Below are 16,651 nucleotides of genomic sequence, written 5' to 3' on the forward strand. Positions count from 1 at the left end.
GAGAAAAAGGTGTATTTCGTTACAATACAATCATGGGAGGATGAGGCAGCGATGAGAGACAACGTGAACATATTGCTGGTGGAGGATGATCCGGAAATTGCCCGCATTTTGATGGACCATCTTCGGCGAGAGGGATATGGGGTGACCTGGGCTTCGAGCGGCCTGGAGAGCTGGGAAGATTTCAGGACGGGGACCTATCAGCTGGTCCTGCTCGATCTGATGCTGCCGGAGATGGACGGGTTCACGGTATGTAAAAATATCCGGCTGATCAGCGACGTTCCGCTGCTCATGATGAGTGCACGCATTGAAGAGGAGAGCAAGGTTAGAGGTCTTGGTCTGGGCGCTGACGATTATATTACCAAGCCGTTCAGCCTGGCGGAGCTTACAGCCCGCATTGAATCCCACCTGAGCAGATATCGCAGATATCAGGGCATCAAGCCGGAAGCGACCCATCAAGCTTACAACGACGGCTTGTCGATCAACCCATTGAATCAACAGGTGCAGGTTCACGGGGAAGATGTCGTACTGACGGGCAAGGAGTGGGCTTTGCTCACGCTGCTCGCTTCTCATCCGGGCCGTGCATTCACCAAAGCGGAGCTGTATGAACATGTGTGGAACCAGCCAGTAGCAGGAAGCTCAGGTACGGTTACCGTCCATGTCAAAAGCCTGCGGGCCAAGCTTGGCGACGAACCACATCAACCACGCTGGATTCAGACCGTGTGGGGCAGCGGATACCGATTTATAGGAGATATAGCAGAATGAAGCTGAAGTACTGGTTGATGGTTGCTTTTCTCATTGTGATGCTGCTTCCTGTCGCTGCAGGTTGGGCACTCTTCTCCCTGTACAACTACTATAACGACCAGCGCTCCGTAGCGGAATATGTAGAATTAACCGGGCGTCTTGCTCCCATTGAAAAGAGGTTGTCCGATCCGGAACTGTACCGTCTGCAATCTTCGGATGCCTATGCGTCAGTCTCTGAACTGGCTAGTGATCAAGTAAACGTTGACCTCTATCTGCCTTCAGGGATCCGGGTGTATACATCCGGCGGAGATACCTGGGCTGCCGGAGCTTATACGGTCAGGGGTTCGGAGCTATATCGTGATCTGTACGACATGCAGATTCGTCATCGCACGTTTACGCTGAAAAAGCCAGTATGGGAAAAGGGTGAACTGATTGGCATTTACGAGATTACCATGCTTCGCGGAGAGTGGCTGGAGGGCATCTCGGTTCGGACAGCCTGGGTCGTTGGGTTCGCTGGTGTTTTCTTTATCCTGTTATATGGCACCGTGCTCTGGCTGCTATCCAGAAAGCTCTTCCGTCCGATGAGACATCTGATGGGCCGAATGCATGCGTTTGCGCGGGGTGAGGTCCCCGTAGATAGCGTGCCTGCACGTCGGGATGAAATGGGCATGCTGCTGGAGCAATTTGATGCGATGCAGGAGAAAGTCAGGCAGACTCAGGCAGAGGTGGAGAAGGAGCAAAAAGAGAAAGAGCTCATGGTCGCTTCGCTGTCTCATGATCTGAAGACACCATTAATGTCCATCAGTGCCTATGCGGAGGCACTCAGTGTGGATGCTCCGCTGGAGCCGTCAGAGAGACGGGACTACCGGGATGTGTTGTTTGGTAATGTGGAACGGATGAAACACATGATTGGTGAACTTGAAATGTATACGGCGCTGGGTTCCAGTGAATTGGAGATGGCCATGGTGGAGGTGGAAGGAGAAGAGTTCTTCGATATGCTGCTTGGAAGTTACGGGGGACTTGCCGAGCGTGGACAGATTGAGGTGAGAACGGCTGTCCGCACGGACCGCCTTTACCGGCTTCATCCCGAACAACTGATGCGTCTGACAGATAATTTGATCAACAATGCACTGCGTCATACAAGCCAGAACGGTTTGATGGGTCTAGGTGTGATTGCTTCAGATCAGCCGCTGCCGGAATGGGTTATTCCAACACTGGCGCAGGAGCTGAATGAGTACAGAACGGGAGCAACATTAATTCTGGTGCAAAATGAAGGGACTGCTATTCCCGAAGAACAGCTGGATCGTATTTTCGAACCCTATGTTCAACATCAGAATCAGGAAGAGAAGGCGTATGCGGGCAGTTCGGGTCTCGGATTAAGCATAGCCAAACGGATTGCGATCAAGCATGGAGGTGAGATGCGCATGTGGTCGGCTGAAGGATATGGCACGCTGGCTGCATGTCGATTGCCCGAGTTGTAATGCCCTTAAACGAAATGAGAGAGGATGAACGATAATGATGAAAAAAGGATGGATGATGCTCGGTACAGCGCTACTTGCGGGGTCACTGCTCGGAGGCTGCGCAGAGAAGGATCTGGTTGGCCTGTCTGGTGATGAGATGATCGAGAAGGTTGTCACTGCAGAAACGAAGCCCGTTTCGTACTATGCCGAAGGTGTAATGAAAGTGTGGTCGGATGATAAATTGAGTCACACCATGCACATTAAGGAATGGGTTGACGGAGAGACCGGGCGTAAGCGCACCGAAACAGAGGAGAATGGCCATATCAGCTACGCGGTCAATAACGGAACAGATATCACCATTTACGAAAAAGAGACCGGTACGGCCTATTCGATGAACGTAGCTGCCACGGGACAACAGCCAGAACAGACTCAAAAGCAGATGCTGGTGGATCAGCTGGAACGGTTGCGGGATTCCCATGATGTGGATATGATGGGACAGGAAGAGCTTCACGGACAGGAAGTCATTCACATCAAGCTGATGCCGAAAGAGAATGGCACCTTATCCATCTCCTCTGAATATTGGGTTGACCCCAAAACGTGGATGATTGTTAAAGTCATCAGCACATATGGTGATGAAAAGTCAGAAATGGTCTATGATCCGATTCAATATGATCCCGAATTTTCGGAGGATACGTTCGTAATCGACATTCCCGAAGAAGTGGAAGTGAAAGATCTGAACGATCTGAGCCAGCGTTCGGAAGTGAGTCTGGAAGAAGCCGAACAAGCGTTGGGCCAACCCTTTTTACAGGATATGAGCGGTGAGCTTGAGCTGTCTCGGGTGGAGATGTTTTCATCAAGCGGAGAGTTGGGCAGGGATGAAGTGATTTTGTATTACGTCAACAACGACAAGGTTGAAGTGAGTCTGTCCGTATTCAAGGCACCGGATGAAAATGTGGATGATACACTGCTGCCTGATGAGTCCAAGGTGGAGGTTCGGGATACCGAGGGTTCGTATATGAAGAGCATACGAAACATATCATGGACTGAAAATGGGCTGCGTTACTCCATCATGGGTGAGAACGAGGAATGGACGAAGGAGAAGCTTCAGGCTTGGGCGAAGGAACTGAAGCTTCCTAATCAGCCTTAATTTTGAATGGTAGGAGAGTGTGAGTCACGCAATGGATTACACAGAGGTTAACAACGGAGAACTGCGACGTCTCCACCCCAAAGCGAAACAAGCTACAGCCCTGACGGCCCTTATGGTCAATGGGCTGTTGACTCTTTTGGCTGCTGGATATCTGATGATCGCATGGGTTAGAGACTGGGTGCTGTGGCCGGGCTGGATTGGCTTAGGGCTTTTTATCATTTCACTGGTCTGGTACACATGGATTTTGCCCGGCTTGCGACACCGACACTTTAGTTTTCGGGTGGCTGAGGATGAAGTGGAGATCCATTCCGGCTGGTTATGGCATACGGATACGATTGTGCCGATGACGCGTGTACAGCAGGTGGAACTGGAGAGTGGTCCGCTGCTGCGAAAGTATGGACTTGCCAAGGTCAGCATCGTTACTGCCGCAGCCACACTCCATATCGCCGGACTGGAAAGAGAGGAAGCAGAGCAATTGAAGCGCAGTATCGGACATCTGGCGAAGGTGGAAGATCCCGATGAATGAACCCAAGCATCTACATAAGCTGTACATGTTATTTCCCTTTTTTAGCGTAATGAAGTCCATCATTCCCATCCTCGTTCTACTCATCATCAAAGGCGTGAACTGGAGCAAATTTCCCTGGTATGGTTATGCTGCTGCCCTTGTTCTATTTACGCTTCCTATTATTCTGTATGGGTGGTTTAAATGGCGTAAATTCAGCTACACGCTTCAGGATGATCGGATTGTGCTGCGTCAGGGCATCTTTGTCCGGGAGGAGAAATCGATCTATTTCAGCCGTATTCACTCCATCCAGACACAGCAGCCTCTGATTCAGCGCTTGCTCCGGCTAGCCCAGCTCAAGATTGAGACGCCGGGCGGCAGCAAAGAGGCCGATGGTGTATTACCTGCTCTGGCAGTTGCGGAGGCCGAACGGATAGAGCAGTGGTTGTATCAGAAACGGAATGAGGCTGTGAAGAAAGCGGAAGCACCTCTCCCAGCTGAACATGCTGAAGATCTTAACTCTGATGAAGAGGGAGAATCTCCTGAGCAAAAGGAGAAACACATCCAGGCATCCGCTACGCTTATGCAGCCAGAACGGGAAGTTCTGCTGCGGCTGTCAGCCGGAAGACTGTTTGCCGGAGCGCTGACCACGATGAATTTGCCGCTCGTCGTCGTATTCGGTACGGGGGTTTATTCCTTCGCGGATGATCTGCTCCCTGCGCACTTCTACAGCAGCTTGGTTGAGCGGGCTGGACAGCTGCCGGCGATCTGGTGGCTCGGACTTGTTCCTGTCATGTTTTTGCTGGCCTGGATCTTGTCTGCTGTCCTGTTCACGATAAAGTATGCCGGATTCACAGTGGAGCAGGAAGGCGGTAATATTACGATAGTTTCCGGATTGCTCGACCGAAAGAAGCATGTGTTCTCTCCAGGGAAGGTCCAGGCGGTAGAGATCAGGGAGGGACTGCTGCGACAGCCGTTTGGTTATGCCGAGGTGGAGATTTATGTTTTGACTTCAGAAACGGAGAAAAAAATGATGCTTCATCCGCTGCTGCCGCTCCGCGATGTCAATGAGCTGCTTGCCCGAATTGTACCGCAATTCGTCATGCAGCCACCCGCCAACAGACCACCGGACCGAGCTCGCTGGTTATTCTTGCGCTGGAAACTGCTTGGCGCAGCCCTACTGGGAACAGCGGGGACGGTGTTTCTGGGCCCGGTGGGTGCATTTCTAATTCTCCTTGTTCCCTTATGTGCCGTTTGGGGGTACGGTTGCTTCAAGGATGAAGGGCTGAGTATTCAGGGCAAGCTGCTAACCATTCGCCACCGGGCCATCTCCCGCAGAACAGCACTGATGCGCCGGCCTCATGTGGTCACAGTGGATACGGTGGCTACCCGAAGACAGCGAGGCAAGTCCTTGTTATCCGTTCGGGCGAGGCTGATGGTGAATCGAGGCGGCTTCAAAGCCATATTCCTGGAATATGGTCAGGCTAATGCCGTAAATGAATGGTTTCGGCAGGCTTCGGATTTGACCCAAAAATGATATAGAAAAGCAGCTTGGATTAAACCGACTTGGGACTGCCCGATTAATGGCAGTCTTTTTTCTGTACGGAAAGCCCTGCGATATATGATGATCGACGCAGGCATTGTCCATTTTTTTACTGCGAAAAAGGATCAAATAGGAGATAATACAATTATTGGGTTTTAAATCAGTGCATTGAATGATTTAAGGAATGAATCCGGGAGGGATATAATGGATGAGTAATGATCGTGATCAGGGGAAAGGGAAGGGCGCCGAGTCAGGTGGATGGAAACATGCCGGCTTGCTGCTGGGCGGAGTAGGCATATCCAATCTGGGGGATTTTATCTACATTGTGGCCATTAATTTGATGGTGCTTAACATGACACAGTCCCCGGCGGCAGTCGCAGGCTTGTGGATTATCTCGCCGATTGCCTCGGTATGCACCAAGTTCTGGTCAGGCAGTCTGATTGACCGCTACGACCAGCGGCAGCTGATGATTGGGGCAGATGTGGTGAGAGCTGTGCTCGTGGCATTGCTTCCGCTGATGCCTAGTCTATGGATGATGTACTGCGTTATGTTTCTTGTCAGCATGTCCTCATCCATATTCGTACCTTCTTCGCAGGTGTACATCACCCGACTGGTTCCTACTGAGCGGCGCAAGCGATTCAATTCCCTGCAGGCCATGATCAGTTCAGGTGCTTTTATTACCGGTCCGGCCATAGCCGGAGTCATGTTGATCTATCTGTCTCCTGCAGCGGCGATCTATGCCAATGCAGCTTCCTTTGTGGTGTCGGCGCTCATCCTGATGTTCCTGCCAAGGCTGGGCACGGGAGAGCAGAGCAGCGGTAGGACAAGGCTAACCCCTCGCCTGATCGCTCAGGATTGGCGAGCGGTAATGCTATTCAGTCGCCAAGCAGGATATGTGGTGAGCATCTATGCCCTGTTCCAGATTATTCTTGTTATTGGCATGTCGCTGGATGCACAGGAAGTGGTATTTATCCGACAAGTCATGAACCTGTCCGAGTCACAGTATGGGGCGTTGATGAGTGTTACTGGAGCAGGATACATGGTGGGGTCTCTGCTGGTGTGGTTGTTCGCCAAACACTTGTCCATCCGTCACATGATGGGCGGAGGCGTGCTCTTGGTTGCGCTTGGCTATTTCCTGTTCGCTCGTTCGTTTTCGTTCGAGCTTGCCGCATTCGCCTTTATCCTGCTAGGGCTGTGTTCGGCGCCGGCAAACACGGGACTGGTCACCTTTTATCAGAATAATATACCGGTAGACTTGATGGGGCGAATGAGCAGCGTACTTGGACTCATGCTGAGTGCATTGCAGGTCATTTCGATTTTGGTCATGGGTGTAGTTGCCGAAGTGATCTCTCTTCGAACGGTATATACGGTCGTTTCGGCCGTTCTGATGCTGGGTGCCCTTCTGTTATGGCTTACGAGCTGGCTTCCTTCAAGACAGTCATATTATAAGGATCACAGCTCATCATCAAAATCTCTCCATAGCTAGTCTATATCCTATTGAAAACTGAACGATTCCGTGGAAGGCTGCATATAATATTAGTGGAATTTTGCCAAGATGATAATGATGCGTTACTTTTGTTGACATTACGTGTGTTGCATATTAATCTGTTATATGAATGATCAATCTCATAAGGACAACGTTTGATATGTGTTCAAGCGAATATATACGATACAGCGGATGAGAACGAGCGGGAGAGACCTGGGAAGGCCATTGGTTTCAGTAGGCTGCCAGGCACCGAAGGAGCAAGCCGCTGCGCACCCGGCGCAGGTGGTTAATCTCTCAGGTAAATGTACCATCGTTGGACGCAGCTCTGGAGAGTGCGCGAATGCGCCACCCAAGGGGTATATGATGAGAAGGGTACCCCATGGGGCGGCCTCTGATCATGAAACTCTCAGGTAACGAGGACAGAGAGAGGGCCTAAAGCCTTCTACTGTCCTTTTTTGATGTCATCATTCAGTAATTAAGGAACATTATGGTGCATGTCTGGATGGATATGACGATATGGAGGGGTGCAGGATGCGATTTAAAGATGTTTTTTCAATTATTGGTCCGTCGATGACGGGCCCTTCAAGTTCACATACAGCTGGGGCAGCGAGACTGGGGAGAATTGCACGGCAGTGGCTGGGGTGTACGCCTGAACGTGCCAGGCTGACACTATACGGCTCATTTGCAGATACGTATCAAGGTCACGGTACGGATCTGGCGTTAATTGGTGGTTTGCTTGACTATGTCACGGATGATCCGCGGATACCAGACGCCGAGAAATATGCTGAACAAGCGGGCATGGAGGTGGAGTTCTACACGAGTGGACTGCCTGCTCCGCATCCGAATACGGTCAAAATTGAGTTGTGGCACGGCGAGCGTCAATGTTCACTCGTTGGTGCTTCGATTGGCGGCGGCAGTGTGTCGGTGCATGCGCTTAATGATTTTCGGGTACAGATCAGTGGGGAATTCCCCACACTCGTTCTGCGTCATGCGGACAAGGCAGGGGTGCTTGCTTCCGTGACGTCTACGATCAGCTCCTCAGGGGTTAATATTGGTTATATGCAGGTAGACCGGAAAGCCCGGGATGGCGAAGCGCTAACAGCCATGGAAATGGACGGAGCACCGAGTGCCGAGATGTTGGAACGCCTGCGTTCACTGGATCATGTGCTGGATATTCGTGTCATTGATTTGAAGAGAGGGGTTGATTCGGATGCGGTTTAAGCACTTGCATGAGCTGAATACGATCTGTACGGCTGAATCCAAAACCATAGCCCGGCTAATGATCGAGGAGCAGGTTCAGGAGACCAATACGCCGGAAGCAGACGTTGTGCGGCAGATGTCGGAATATTATCAGGTGATGAAAGAGGCTGTACGCAAAGGACTGACAGAGGACACCACTTCGCGCAGTGGCTTGACTGGAGGAGACGGCAAAAAGTTGGCCGAATATATTCGTCAGGGCGAGACGTGCTCAGGTGACGCTTCCGCGCTGGCCATGGCCTATGCCCTGTGTGTATCTGAAGTCAACGCATCGATGGGCCGAATTGTGGCTACGCCAACAGCCGGTTCTTGCGGGATCATTCCCGGTGTATTCATCAGCTCCCAGGAGCGATTCGGATGGAGTGATGAGCATCTGGTGAACGGCTTATTCTGTGCAGGTGCTATCGGATATGTCATTGCCAATAACTCATTTATTTCCGGTGCAGAGGGTGGCTGTCAGGCAGAAGTCGGTTCTGCGATCGGCATGGCCGCTGGTGCAATGGTAGAGCTGCGCGGAGGGACGCCGGAGCAGGTCGTTCATGCCGTAGGTCTCGCGTTAAAAAATACACTGGGCCTCATCTGTGATCCGGTTGCAGGGCTTGTTGAAATTCCATGCATCGTCCGCAATGGACTCGGTGCGGTAACGGCCCTGGCCGCAGCCGATATGGCGCTTGCCGGGGTAAGAAGTGCCATCCCATCGGATGAAGTCATTGACGTCATGCTGGAAGTGGGAAGTGCGATGCCGAGCAGGCACCGCGAGACAGCGCAGGGCGGGTTGGCCCAGACGCCAACAGGCCGGAAAATGATGGAGAAGCTGGCGAAACCCAAAGCGAAGCGTGCGGAACCTGAAGCTGAGTCCGAACCACAGAGCACGAAGGATAATTCGAAAGAGCAGGCATAGAACGAAGCCGATAGGATAGGATTTATTATACGGGAGACAAAATGGAGAAAAGCGTCCGCTGGCCTTTACAGGTCATGCAGGACGCCTTTTTTTATTTGAAGAGAAAGGGCTTCAGTCTAACTCTGGGCTTTACAGGAGAAAGCTCATGTAATCTACGACGATGAGAAATAAATATTTACTGTTTATCCCTGACTGATATCCGTACTTAACACGGCATAACCGTATGCTGGCAGTTCAACAGCGAGAACATCGCCGTCCTTAGCTGTGCGGTGGTTACCGTCCAACAATTCGGTCCATTCGCCCGCGCCACCTTCGAATTCAATGATCGCCGTTTCCTCCGAACGATTGAACAGAACGAGAATGCGTTCATCCTCACTCTGCCGTTCGAGAATCAGCTGGCTGCCCTCAGGACGGGCTTGCAGGAATCGGACTTGACCTTCTGCACGGAGAGCGGGATGGGCATGGCGAAGAGCGATGAGCAGCTGATAAAAGGTGAACAACTCACGGTCCTGCTTCGCCTCGTCCCACTCCATGCATTTCCGGCAGCCCGGATCTTGGTCGCCATCCAGCCCAATCTCGTCTCCGTAATAGATGCACGGCGTGCCCAGATAAGTGAACTGGAACAATGCGGCCAGTTTCATCTTGCGCTGATCGCCTTCACATAGCGTCAGCAGCCTTGGGGTATCATGGCTATCCAGCAGGTTGAACGCCACTTCGCTGGCTTGCAGCGGATAACGTGACAGCTGCCGTCCGATGGAATTCGCGAACGTCTCGGCATTCATTTTATTTTTGACAAAGAAACCATTCACGGCATCGGTAAACGGATAGTTCATGGCAGCGTCGAACTGATCGCCTTGCAGCCATGCCGAGGATTCATTCCAGATTTCTCCGAGAATATAAGCTTCAGGATTCGCAGCCTTGACCACCCGGCGGAAATCGCGCCAGAACGCATCATCCACTTCGTCCGCAACGTCCAGCCGCCAGCCGTCCATGCCCACTTCCTTGATCCAATACTCCGCTACCTTCAGCAGATAGTCCTTCACCTCCGGATTTTCCGTGTTCAGCTTCGGCATATGAGGCTCGAATCCAAAGGTCTCATACGTAGGGATGCCATCCTTCACAGCCAGCGGGAATTCATGAACATGGAACCAATCCTTGTATTTGGACTTCTCCCCGTTCTCCTGTACGTCCACAAAAGGGGCAAACGTCTTCCCGGAATGATTGAACACCGCATCGAGAAGCACCCGGATACCGCGTTCATGACACAGCTTGACCAAGCGTTTCACGGTGTCTGCATCACCGAAATGCCGATCTACCCGGAGATAATCCTCAGTATCATATTTATGATTGGTGGTTGCTTCGAAGATGGGGGTAAAATAAATGGCATTAATGCCTAGCTCACTGAGGTAGTCCAGATGATCCATTACACCCTGAAGATCACCTCCAAAGAAGTTGGATGGTGTAGGCTCGCCGCCCCATGGCTCAACATTCTCCGGATTCAGCTCTGGATTGCCGTTGGCAAATCGCTCGGGGAAGATCTGATAGAAAACCGCATCCTTGACCCACTCAGGCGGTGTAAAGACCGCACCCTGGTGAATATAGGGGAACTGAAACATCTGCCCCGGATCGTCCGGTTCGTCTTCCTGGAAACCCGTTTCGGACATCCAGATCTGCTCGTCTCCGCTTTTGAGCAAAAAGGAGTATTTCAGACGATGGTACGGAGGCTTTATTTCACCTTCATAGTAGTCGAACATGGAGTCTGAGGTGAATTTGGTTAAAGAGATCTGCTTTTTGGTATTTTCCCATGCGTATTTGTCGCCAGTCATGGCGTATACCTCGGTGAGATCATTCTTCTTGGCACGCAGGCGCAGGCGAACAGTATCCTTATCGTAGGCATATGCCCAGTTCCGCTTGGGTTGATGATAGATGGCTTCCAGCAGCATGTTACAATTCCTCCCGTCTATTCACTTCATATGTACATCATGGACATCATGCATGGCATTTCTGTAACTGAAGATTAAGGTATAATACTAATGAAAGTAACGGAGTAGTCCCTTTCGATGGTGCTTCGTTCGTACATACAGCTTACTCCAATATGTTCAGATATATAATTAACCCAAAGGGTGCAGAAAGGAAACGAATCCACGCATGAAAACAAAACTGCTATACATTGAGGACGATACAGAAATCGCGACATGGGTCAGAGCTGACCTGGAGGAACGCGGTTATGAGGTAATATGGCTGGGAAGCGGTGAAGGTGCAGCAGAAGCTGCCGGGGGCTGCTCACTGATTATTTTGGATGTTATGCTGCCTGGGCTGGATGGATTTACGGTAGGACAGCGGATGAAAAAGGAACATCCTTCCGTGCCCATCGTCATGCTCTCGGCCAGAACATCCATCGATGACAAGCTGCATGGGCTTGATTTTGCCGATGATTATGTAACCAAGCCGTTTCACCCTGATGAGCTCGCTGCACGCATTGAAGTACAGCTGCGCAAGGCAGGAACTACCGTTTCGTCCGATGCTGCCCTGAAGCTGGATCACCTGTCCATCTATGAGAAGGACAATCGGATCGTCAATGAGGAGACCGGGGAGGAGATCATTTTATCGGGCAAACAATTTCACATCTTCGCCTACCTGCTCAGGCATATGGGCATGATTCGTACGAAAGAACAGATTTACGAGGCTGTCTGGAACGAGCCTTATCTGGATGGGGATAAGACATTAATGGTACATATTCGCCATCTGCGCGAAAAGCTTGAACGGGATCCGGCCAATCCGTCGGTTATTCAAACTGTACGCGGGGTTGGATACCGTGTGAAGAAACCATGATCAGGCGGTTCAGAAAGCAAGAGAATCGGGCAGAACAGAGCGCAGGAAAGAAGAACGAACAACGAAAGCTCCGATTCGGCCGCTCGCTGATGTCCCGTTATATGCTTCTGATCCTGTGTGCGGTTTTGTTCGTCCCCGTTGTTCTTCCGATCACATCTTTCATTTATGTCCTAGTCGTTAATAACGTGAGTAAGAGCAGCGCCGCTCCTTACGGTGACGTTACGCACATAAGCAATCTTTGGTCCAATGAATCGAAGAAGCTGGGTCAGGCAGCACCCGCCAAGATCGACGATCGCATGAAGCAGTTACATGCCAAGTATCCCAAATCTTCAGTGTACAGAGTGGATGAGAATGGGAAAACCGCTTTTATACTTGGAGGTGAGGGTGTAGAAGTAGTTGAAACTCCGGCAAATGGCTCAACCCTGACTACTTTGAAATGGCCGCTGAGTGATCAGAAGAAGGTCGAAACCCGCATTCCCGCAGTATGGGATGCTTCCTACACGATGGCATTCATGAAGGAGGCCGTCTACCGTGACCCGTTAACCGTCGTTTCATTTATAGGTGGAGGCAATCAGGACAAGGGAAAAGGCTTCATGGTCATTGAAGTGCCGAGATATCTGCTCCAAAAATCCCAGAGCAACTGGCCGATGGAGCTCCTGTATCTTGGTTTGCTAATGACGATTATTTTTCTGTTCTTCATTGTGATGTCCATTCTGTTTTTTGCACGGATTCGCAAACGGTTGATCCGTCTGCAGACAGCCATGATTACGCCAGGTAAAGAAGGTATTCCGCTTCCTGTTGATATTCGCAGATCGGACGAGATCGGTCAGCTGGAAGACTCCTTCAATCAGATGGTGTATCAGCTGACCGAAAGCCGTCATAGGGAACGTGAGGAGGAACAGTTCCGCAAACGTCTCATTGCTGGACTTTCCCATGATTTGCGTACGCCACTCACGGTCATTCGTGGGCATATGCATGCTCTTCACAAGGAAGCGCTCAGCGATAAGGGCATCAGTTCATTGTCACGCATGGAGTCCAAGATGGATGATCTAAGCGGACTTATTGATAACATGTTATCGTACAATCTGCTTGCGAGTGGTAAGTACACGCTGAAGCTGGAAGAGAAAGATGTTCTCCGGATCGTCAGGGAAACGGCCGCGGCATGGTACCCTGTATGGGAGAAAGAGCAGTTCGCCATCGATATTGACCTGCCGGATGAGCCGCTGATCTGGAACGTGGATGAACAGGGCATGCGTCGTATTCTGGATAACCTGTTTCAGAACGTGGTTCGGTATGCAGGAGACGGAAAATACATTGGCATATCCACTGAACGAATTCACGACAGAACAGCTCTGGTTATTCGGGATCAGGGTCCGGGCATGCAGCAAGAGGTGGGGGCGAAAGGTACAGGTCTCGGGCTGTCCATTGTGGATCTGCTCGTTCGCGAGATGGGCCTGCGTAAAAAGGTGGATAGCTCATCCGAAGGAGTTCAGATATTTATATATTGACTTAAGGTCTGACCCAGCACGATTTAAACTAAACTTAAACTTCGGACAACTGTAGTTTTAACCTTGGACGGTTACGATGATATCCGAGGTGATTAAACAGTGAGTGATAACATTATTCAAACGGCTAATTTATGGAAAACATATCGGGATCGGGCGGCAGTTCGCGAATTGGATCTGCATATCAAGAAGGGGGACATTTACGGTTTTCTGGGACCCAACGGTGCGGGTAAAACAACAACCATTCGTATGCTGCTGGGCTTGATCAAACCGACAAAAGGGGTCATTCGTGTCTTCGATAAAGACATTCGCAAGGATCGCATGGATATTCTGCGCCGTGTTGGTTCGCTCGTAGAGTATCCGTCATATTACGGACATCTGAATGCAGTCGAAAATCTGGAGGCATTGCGGCGGATCCTGAATGTACCCAAATCCAGAATTGCTGAAGTATTGTCCATAGTCGATCTGACGAGGGATGCAAAGCGCGCGGTTAAAGGGTACTCACTTGGAATGAAGCAGAGACTCGGGATTGCAAGTGCCTTGCTGGGTCAGCCGGAACTGTTGATATTGGATGAACCTACGAATGGACTGGATCCGGCCGGCATTCAGGAGATCCGTGAGTTAATTAAACGCATGCCGCTGGAACATGGCATTACGGTATTGGTATCGAGTCACTTGCTCAGTGAGGTGGAGCAGATGGCTAGCCGCGTGGGGATTATTCGCGAAGGCAAAATGGTGCTTCAGGATACCATTGCAAATCTGCACAGCCAGACTGGCAGCTCTATCCGATTGATTGTTTCCGAGCCGGAAGAAGCCATGAAGCTGGCAAGAGAACAAGGGCAATTCGGTCAGCGTCAAGGCTCTGAGCTGACATTCCCATATATGGACAACAGTGCGATTGCGCTGCTGGTACGCAGATTGGTTGAACAAGACCACGCCATTTACCGGGTGGAGGAGCACCGACAGTCTCTCGAAGACCTCTTCATGCGGGTCATTGGTGAGGGGGCTATGGTATGACGGGGCGTGCATTATCGTCGGACTGGCTCAAAATTCGTGGAAAAGGCATTTGGTTTCTTGTCTTCCTTGCACCCATCGGACTTACCTTAATGCAGGCACTGAACTTTGGACTCCGTCTGGATTATTTAAAAGGAATATATGGGGATAACCTGTGGAATGGGCTTCTGGAGAATGTGGTTGTTTTTGTACCGTTAGCTTTAATGCTTGGCGCAACGATACTGAGCTCCATGATTGCGAATGTTGAGCATGAGCAGGGTTCATGGAAGCAGCTTCTGGCCATGCCGATTCCGAGACCAGCAGTTTATCTGGCGAAGTTCTTATTGGCGTGTATACTGCTTGTGATCTCTTGTCTTCTTTTGACTGCCGGAATCGTGATTCTGGGCCTCGTGTTCGGCTTCAATGCCGGAGACATTCCATGGATTCAAGCATTCAAGCTGGGTCTGCTGCCGCTGGCCGGGGCACTTCCTGTACTATCCATTGAACTGTGGCTAACGATGGTTGCCAAAAATCAGGCACTTCCGGTGACCTTGGGCATTGTCCTTGCAATCACAGGCATGTTCGCACTTAGCATCTCACCAATCTTCCCGCTCGCTTGGGCACAGATGGCATGGAATGGGCCGAATCCATTCATGTACGTAGGGATGGGGTTGGCGGCAGGGATTCTGATTATGCTGCTTGGGATGATGCATTTCAGCCGGAAGGATGTGGCTTAGGATGAACTTTGCTGCGACGTATTTCCGAATCCTGTCCTCCGAACGGCTGAAAATGGGCAAATCACCCGTATGGCTCCTGATTCTGCTGAGTCCATTGTTAGCTTTGCTTATTGGGCTGCTCAGTGAGCCATCAGGACAGTGGAAAGTTCTGATGGGAACCATGGTCTTTTTGCATGGAATGCTGCTCATGCCGATCCTGACGGGGGTATTCACTTCATTTGTCTGCCGCTTCGAACATGCTGGTGGGGGGTGGAAGCAAATGCTGGTGCTGCCTCTCACCCGGACAGGCGTTTATGCAGGCAAGTTGACGATTGTCATTTTGCTGCTGCTTTGCACCCAAGTGCTGCTGCTGATATCCATTCTGCTGGCAGGTTGGATTCAGGGTCTTACCGAGCCTGTGCCGTGGTCGTTCATTATCAGCAAATTGCTGCTCGGCTTGTTCGCCTGCCTGCCCCTTGCCGGACTGCAAATGCTGGTTTCCCTGATATGGAGCAGCTTTGCAGCACCCCTTGCTCTGAATTTTGCCTTGACGGTACCGAACATACTGATTGTGAACTCGGCGAAAATCGGCCCATTCTATCCTTGGGCTCAGCCCATGCTGCTGATGACACCAACGGATGGCGGAGGGTTCGGGGCTTACAATGTACCGCTTGGTACGCTCCTTACCGTAGTCGGAGGAAGTGCAGTGCTGTTCATTCTTATGGGCATTCTCTATTTTAGAAAAAAGGAAATTTAAGATGGTGTGATGTTTAAAACTGATCTTCATCAGACAAGATCCCCCAAGACCGTCAACCGAGTATGTATTCGGGTGTGGTCTTGGGGGATATTTTATTACCTCAACCAACCTTCGTGTATGGTGAGTTCACGAACTACTTTTGCGGGTGTTCCGGCAACCAATGTATTGGCGGGTACATCCTTGGTAACCGTACTTCCCGCAGCAACAACGGCATTTTTTCCTATTGTTACTCCTGGAAGAACCAACACACCAGTTCCAATCCAGGCATTGTCATGAATGATAATTTTTTTGGCCATGCTGCTGCCGTCATCCAGAGAGTCAATCCGGTGATAGGCACTATCGAATATGCTTGTCCTTGGTCCAATCATGACGTTATTGCCAATGGAGATCTCGATATTGGCAGCAATCCCCACCCCGGCATTAATCATGACATCATCCCCAATGGTTAATCTAGCGCCTTTGACAACCGTCAGCTGTGTTCCCCAGGGCTTTCCAATGATATTAAGTCGTTTGCCCACATGGAGATCACCAAATTTATTCAGGTAAACCTTGCCTCGTATTCGTGGTAGAAGCCTGAGAGAAGGCTGTATCCTCCCAAATAAGGCCATTCCTCTTACCTTTCCATAAGCAACTTTAACTCGATTAGGCAGCATGATCTCCATCCTCTCCATAACTAGGCACGTCCTGTTCTACTTCGTACTGGATTAAGTACGTGTATATTGATACAGGTAGGCTCTTTGTGTATCGATTATAGCTAAAACGATACAAAATGTATCTAAGACGTTGTAACTAATATCCATATTTTCAAATG

General features: G+C 50.6%; 15 protein-coding genes and 1 riboswitch. Of the genes, 13 read left to right on the plus strand and 2 right to left on the minus strand.

Features of this window, described 5'->3' with window-relative positions; all coding sequences use genetic code 11:
• Nucleotides 1-51: 51 nt before the first annotated feature.
• From F4V51_RS02340 to sdaAA, 8 genes are all read left to right on the plus strand, one after another.
• Nucleotides 52-762, plus strand: coding sequence for a response regulator transcription factor (locus tag F4V51_RS02340; protein WP_153976684.1), 711 nt, complete (start codon nt 52-54; stop codon nt 760-762).
• On the plus strand, nt 759-2,222 hold the full coding sequence (locus F4V51_RS02345; protein WP_153976685.1) for a HAMP domain-containing sensor histidine kinase: 1,464 nt from the start codon (nt 759-761) through the stop codon (nt 2,220-2,222). Before F4V51_RS02340 ends, F4V51_RS02345 begins: the two co-directional genes overlap by 4 nt.
• A gap of 34 nt (nt 2,223-2,256) precedes the next feature.
• Nucleotides 2,257-3,348: a LolA family protein gene (locus tag F4V51_RS02350; RefSeq protein WP_153976686.1), complete on the plus strand. Its 1,092-nt coding sequence runs from the start codon at nt 2,257-2,259 to the stop codon at nt 3,346-3,348.
• Between the two features lie 31 nt (nt 3,349-3,379).
• Nucleotides 3,380-3,874 carry a PH domain-containing protein gene (locus F4V51_RS02355; protein WP_095291721.1) on the plus strand — a complete coding sequence of 165 codons (495 nt, stop codon included), beginning with the start codon at nt 3,380-3,382 and terminating at the stop codon, nt 3,872-3,874.
• Nucleotides 3,867-5,387: a PH domain-containing protein gene (locus F4V51_RS02360; protein ID WP_153976687.1), complete on the plus strand. Its 1,521-nt coding sequence runs from the start codon at nt 3,867-3,869 to the stop codon at nt 5,385-5,387. Before F4V51_RS02355 ends, F4V51_RS02360 begins: the two co-directional genes overlap by 8 nt.
• A gap of 214 nt (nt 5,388-5,601) precedes the next feature.
• A complete protein-coding gene (locus tag F4V51_RS02365; RefSeq protein ID WP_153976688.1) occupies nt 5,602-6,879 on the plus strand; it encodes an MFS transporter in 1,278 nt (425 codons plus the stop codon).
• 193 nt (nt 6,880-7,072) lie between these two features.
• Nucleotides 7,073-7,198, plus strand: a riboswitch (glycine riboswitch).
• Between the two features lie 212 nt (nt 7,199-7,410).
• The gene (sdaAB, locus tag F4V51_RS02370) at nt 7,411-8,100 is read left to right on the plus strand and encodes an L-serine ammonia-lyase, iron-sulfur-dependent subunit beta (RefSeq protein WP_153976689.1); all 690 of its coding nucleotides are present in this window, start codon (nt 7,411-7,413) and stop codon (nt 8,098-8,100) included.
• Nucleotides 8,090-9,037, plus strand: coding sequence for an L-serine ammonia-lyase, iron-sulfur-dependent, subunit alpha (gene sdaAA, locus F4V51_RS02375; protein WP_153976690.1), 948 nt, complete (start codon nt 8,090-8,092; stop codon nt 9,035-9,037). Before sdaAB ends, sdaAA begins: the two co-directional genes overlap by 11 nt.
• Nucleotides 9,038-9,219: 182 nt before the next feature.
• Here the strand turns inward: sdaAA and F4V51_RS02380 are convergent, their stop codons facing one another.
• Complete coding sequence (locus F4V51_RS02380) at nt 9,220-10,980, minus strand: alpha-glycosidase (RefSeq protein WP_153976691.1); 1,761 nt, start codon at nt 10,978-10,980, stop codon at nt 9,220-9,222.
• Nucleotides 10,981-11,185: 205 nt separating this feature from the next.
• Here F4V51_RS02380 and F4V51_RS02385 point away from each other — a divergent pair, with 205 nt between their 5' ends.
• From F4V51_RS02385 to F4V51_RS02405, 5 genes are all read left to right on the plus strand, one after another.
• On the plus strand, nt 11,186-11,869 hold the full coding sequence (locus tag F4V51_RS02385) for a response regulator transcription factor (RefSeq protein ID WP_153976692.1): 684 nt from the start codon (nt 11,186-11,188) through the stop codon (nt 11,867-11,869).
• Complete coding sequence (locus tag F4V51_RS02390; RefSeq protein ID WP_153976693.1) at nt 11,866-13,377, plus strand: sensor histidine kinase; 1,512 nt, start codon at nt 11,866-11,868, stop codon at nt 13,375-13,377. The genes F4V51_RS02385 and F4V51_RS02390 overlap by 4 nt, the downstream gene beginning before the upstream one ends.
• A gap of 99 nt (nt 13,378-13,476) precedes the next feature.
• Nucleotides 13,477-14,391: an ABC transporter ATP-binding protein gene (locus tag F4V51_RS02395; RefSeq protein WP_153976694.1), complete on the plus strand. Its 915-nt coding sequence runs from the start codon at nt 13,477-13,479 to the stop codon at nt 14,389-14,391.
• A complete protein-coding gene (locus tag F4V51_RS02400) occupies nt 14,388-15,104 on the plus strand; it encodes an ABC transporter permease (RefSeq protein WP_153976695.1) in 717 nt (238 codons plus the stop codon). Before F4V51_RS02395 ends, F4V51_RS02400 begins: the two co-directional genes overlap by 4 nt.
• Before the next feature lies 1 nt (nt 15,105).
• A complete protein-coding gene (locus tag F4V51_RS02405) occupies nt 15,106-15,840 on the plus strand; it encodes an ABC transporter permease (protein ID WP_153976696.1) in 735 nt (244 codons plus the stop codon).
• 95 nt (nt 15,841-15,935) lie between these two features.
• Here the strand turns inward: F4V51_RS02405 and F4V51_RS02410 are convergent, their stop codons facing one another.
• A complete protein-coding gene (locus F4V51_RS02410; protein ID WP_236146680.1) occupies nt 15,936-16,358 on the minus strand; it encodes a DapH/DapD/GlmU-related protein in 423 nt (140 codons plus the stop codon).
• Between the last annotated feature and the right edge of the window lie 293 nt (nt 16,359-16,651).

Origin of the sequence: Paenibacillus xylanilyticus, assembly GCF_009664365.1 — a bacterium.
GTDB lineage: Bacteria > Bacillota > Bacilli > Paenibacillales > Paenibacillaceae > Paenibacillus > Paenibacillus xylanilyticus_A.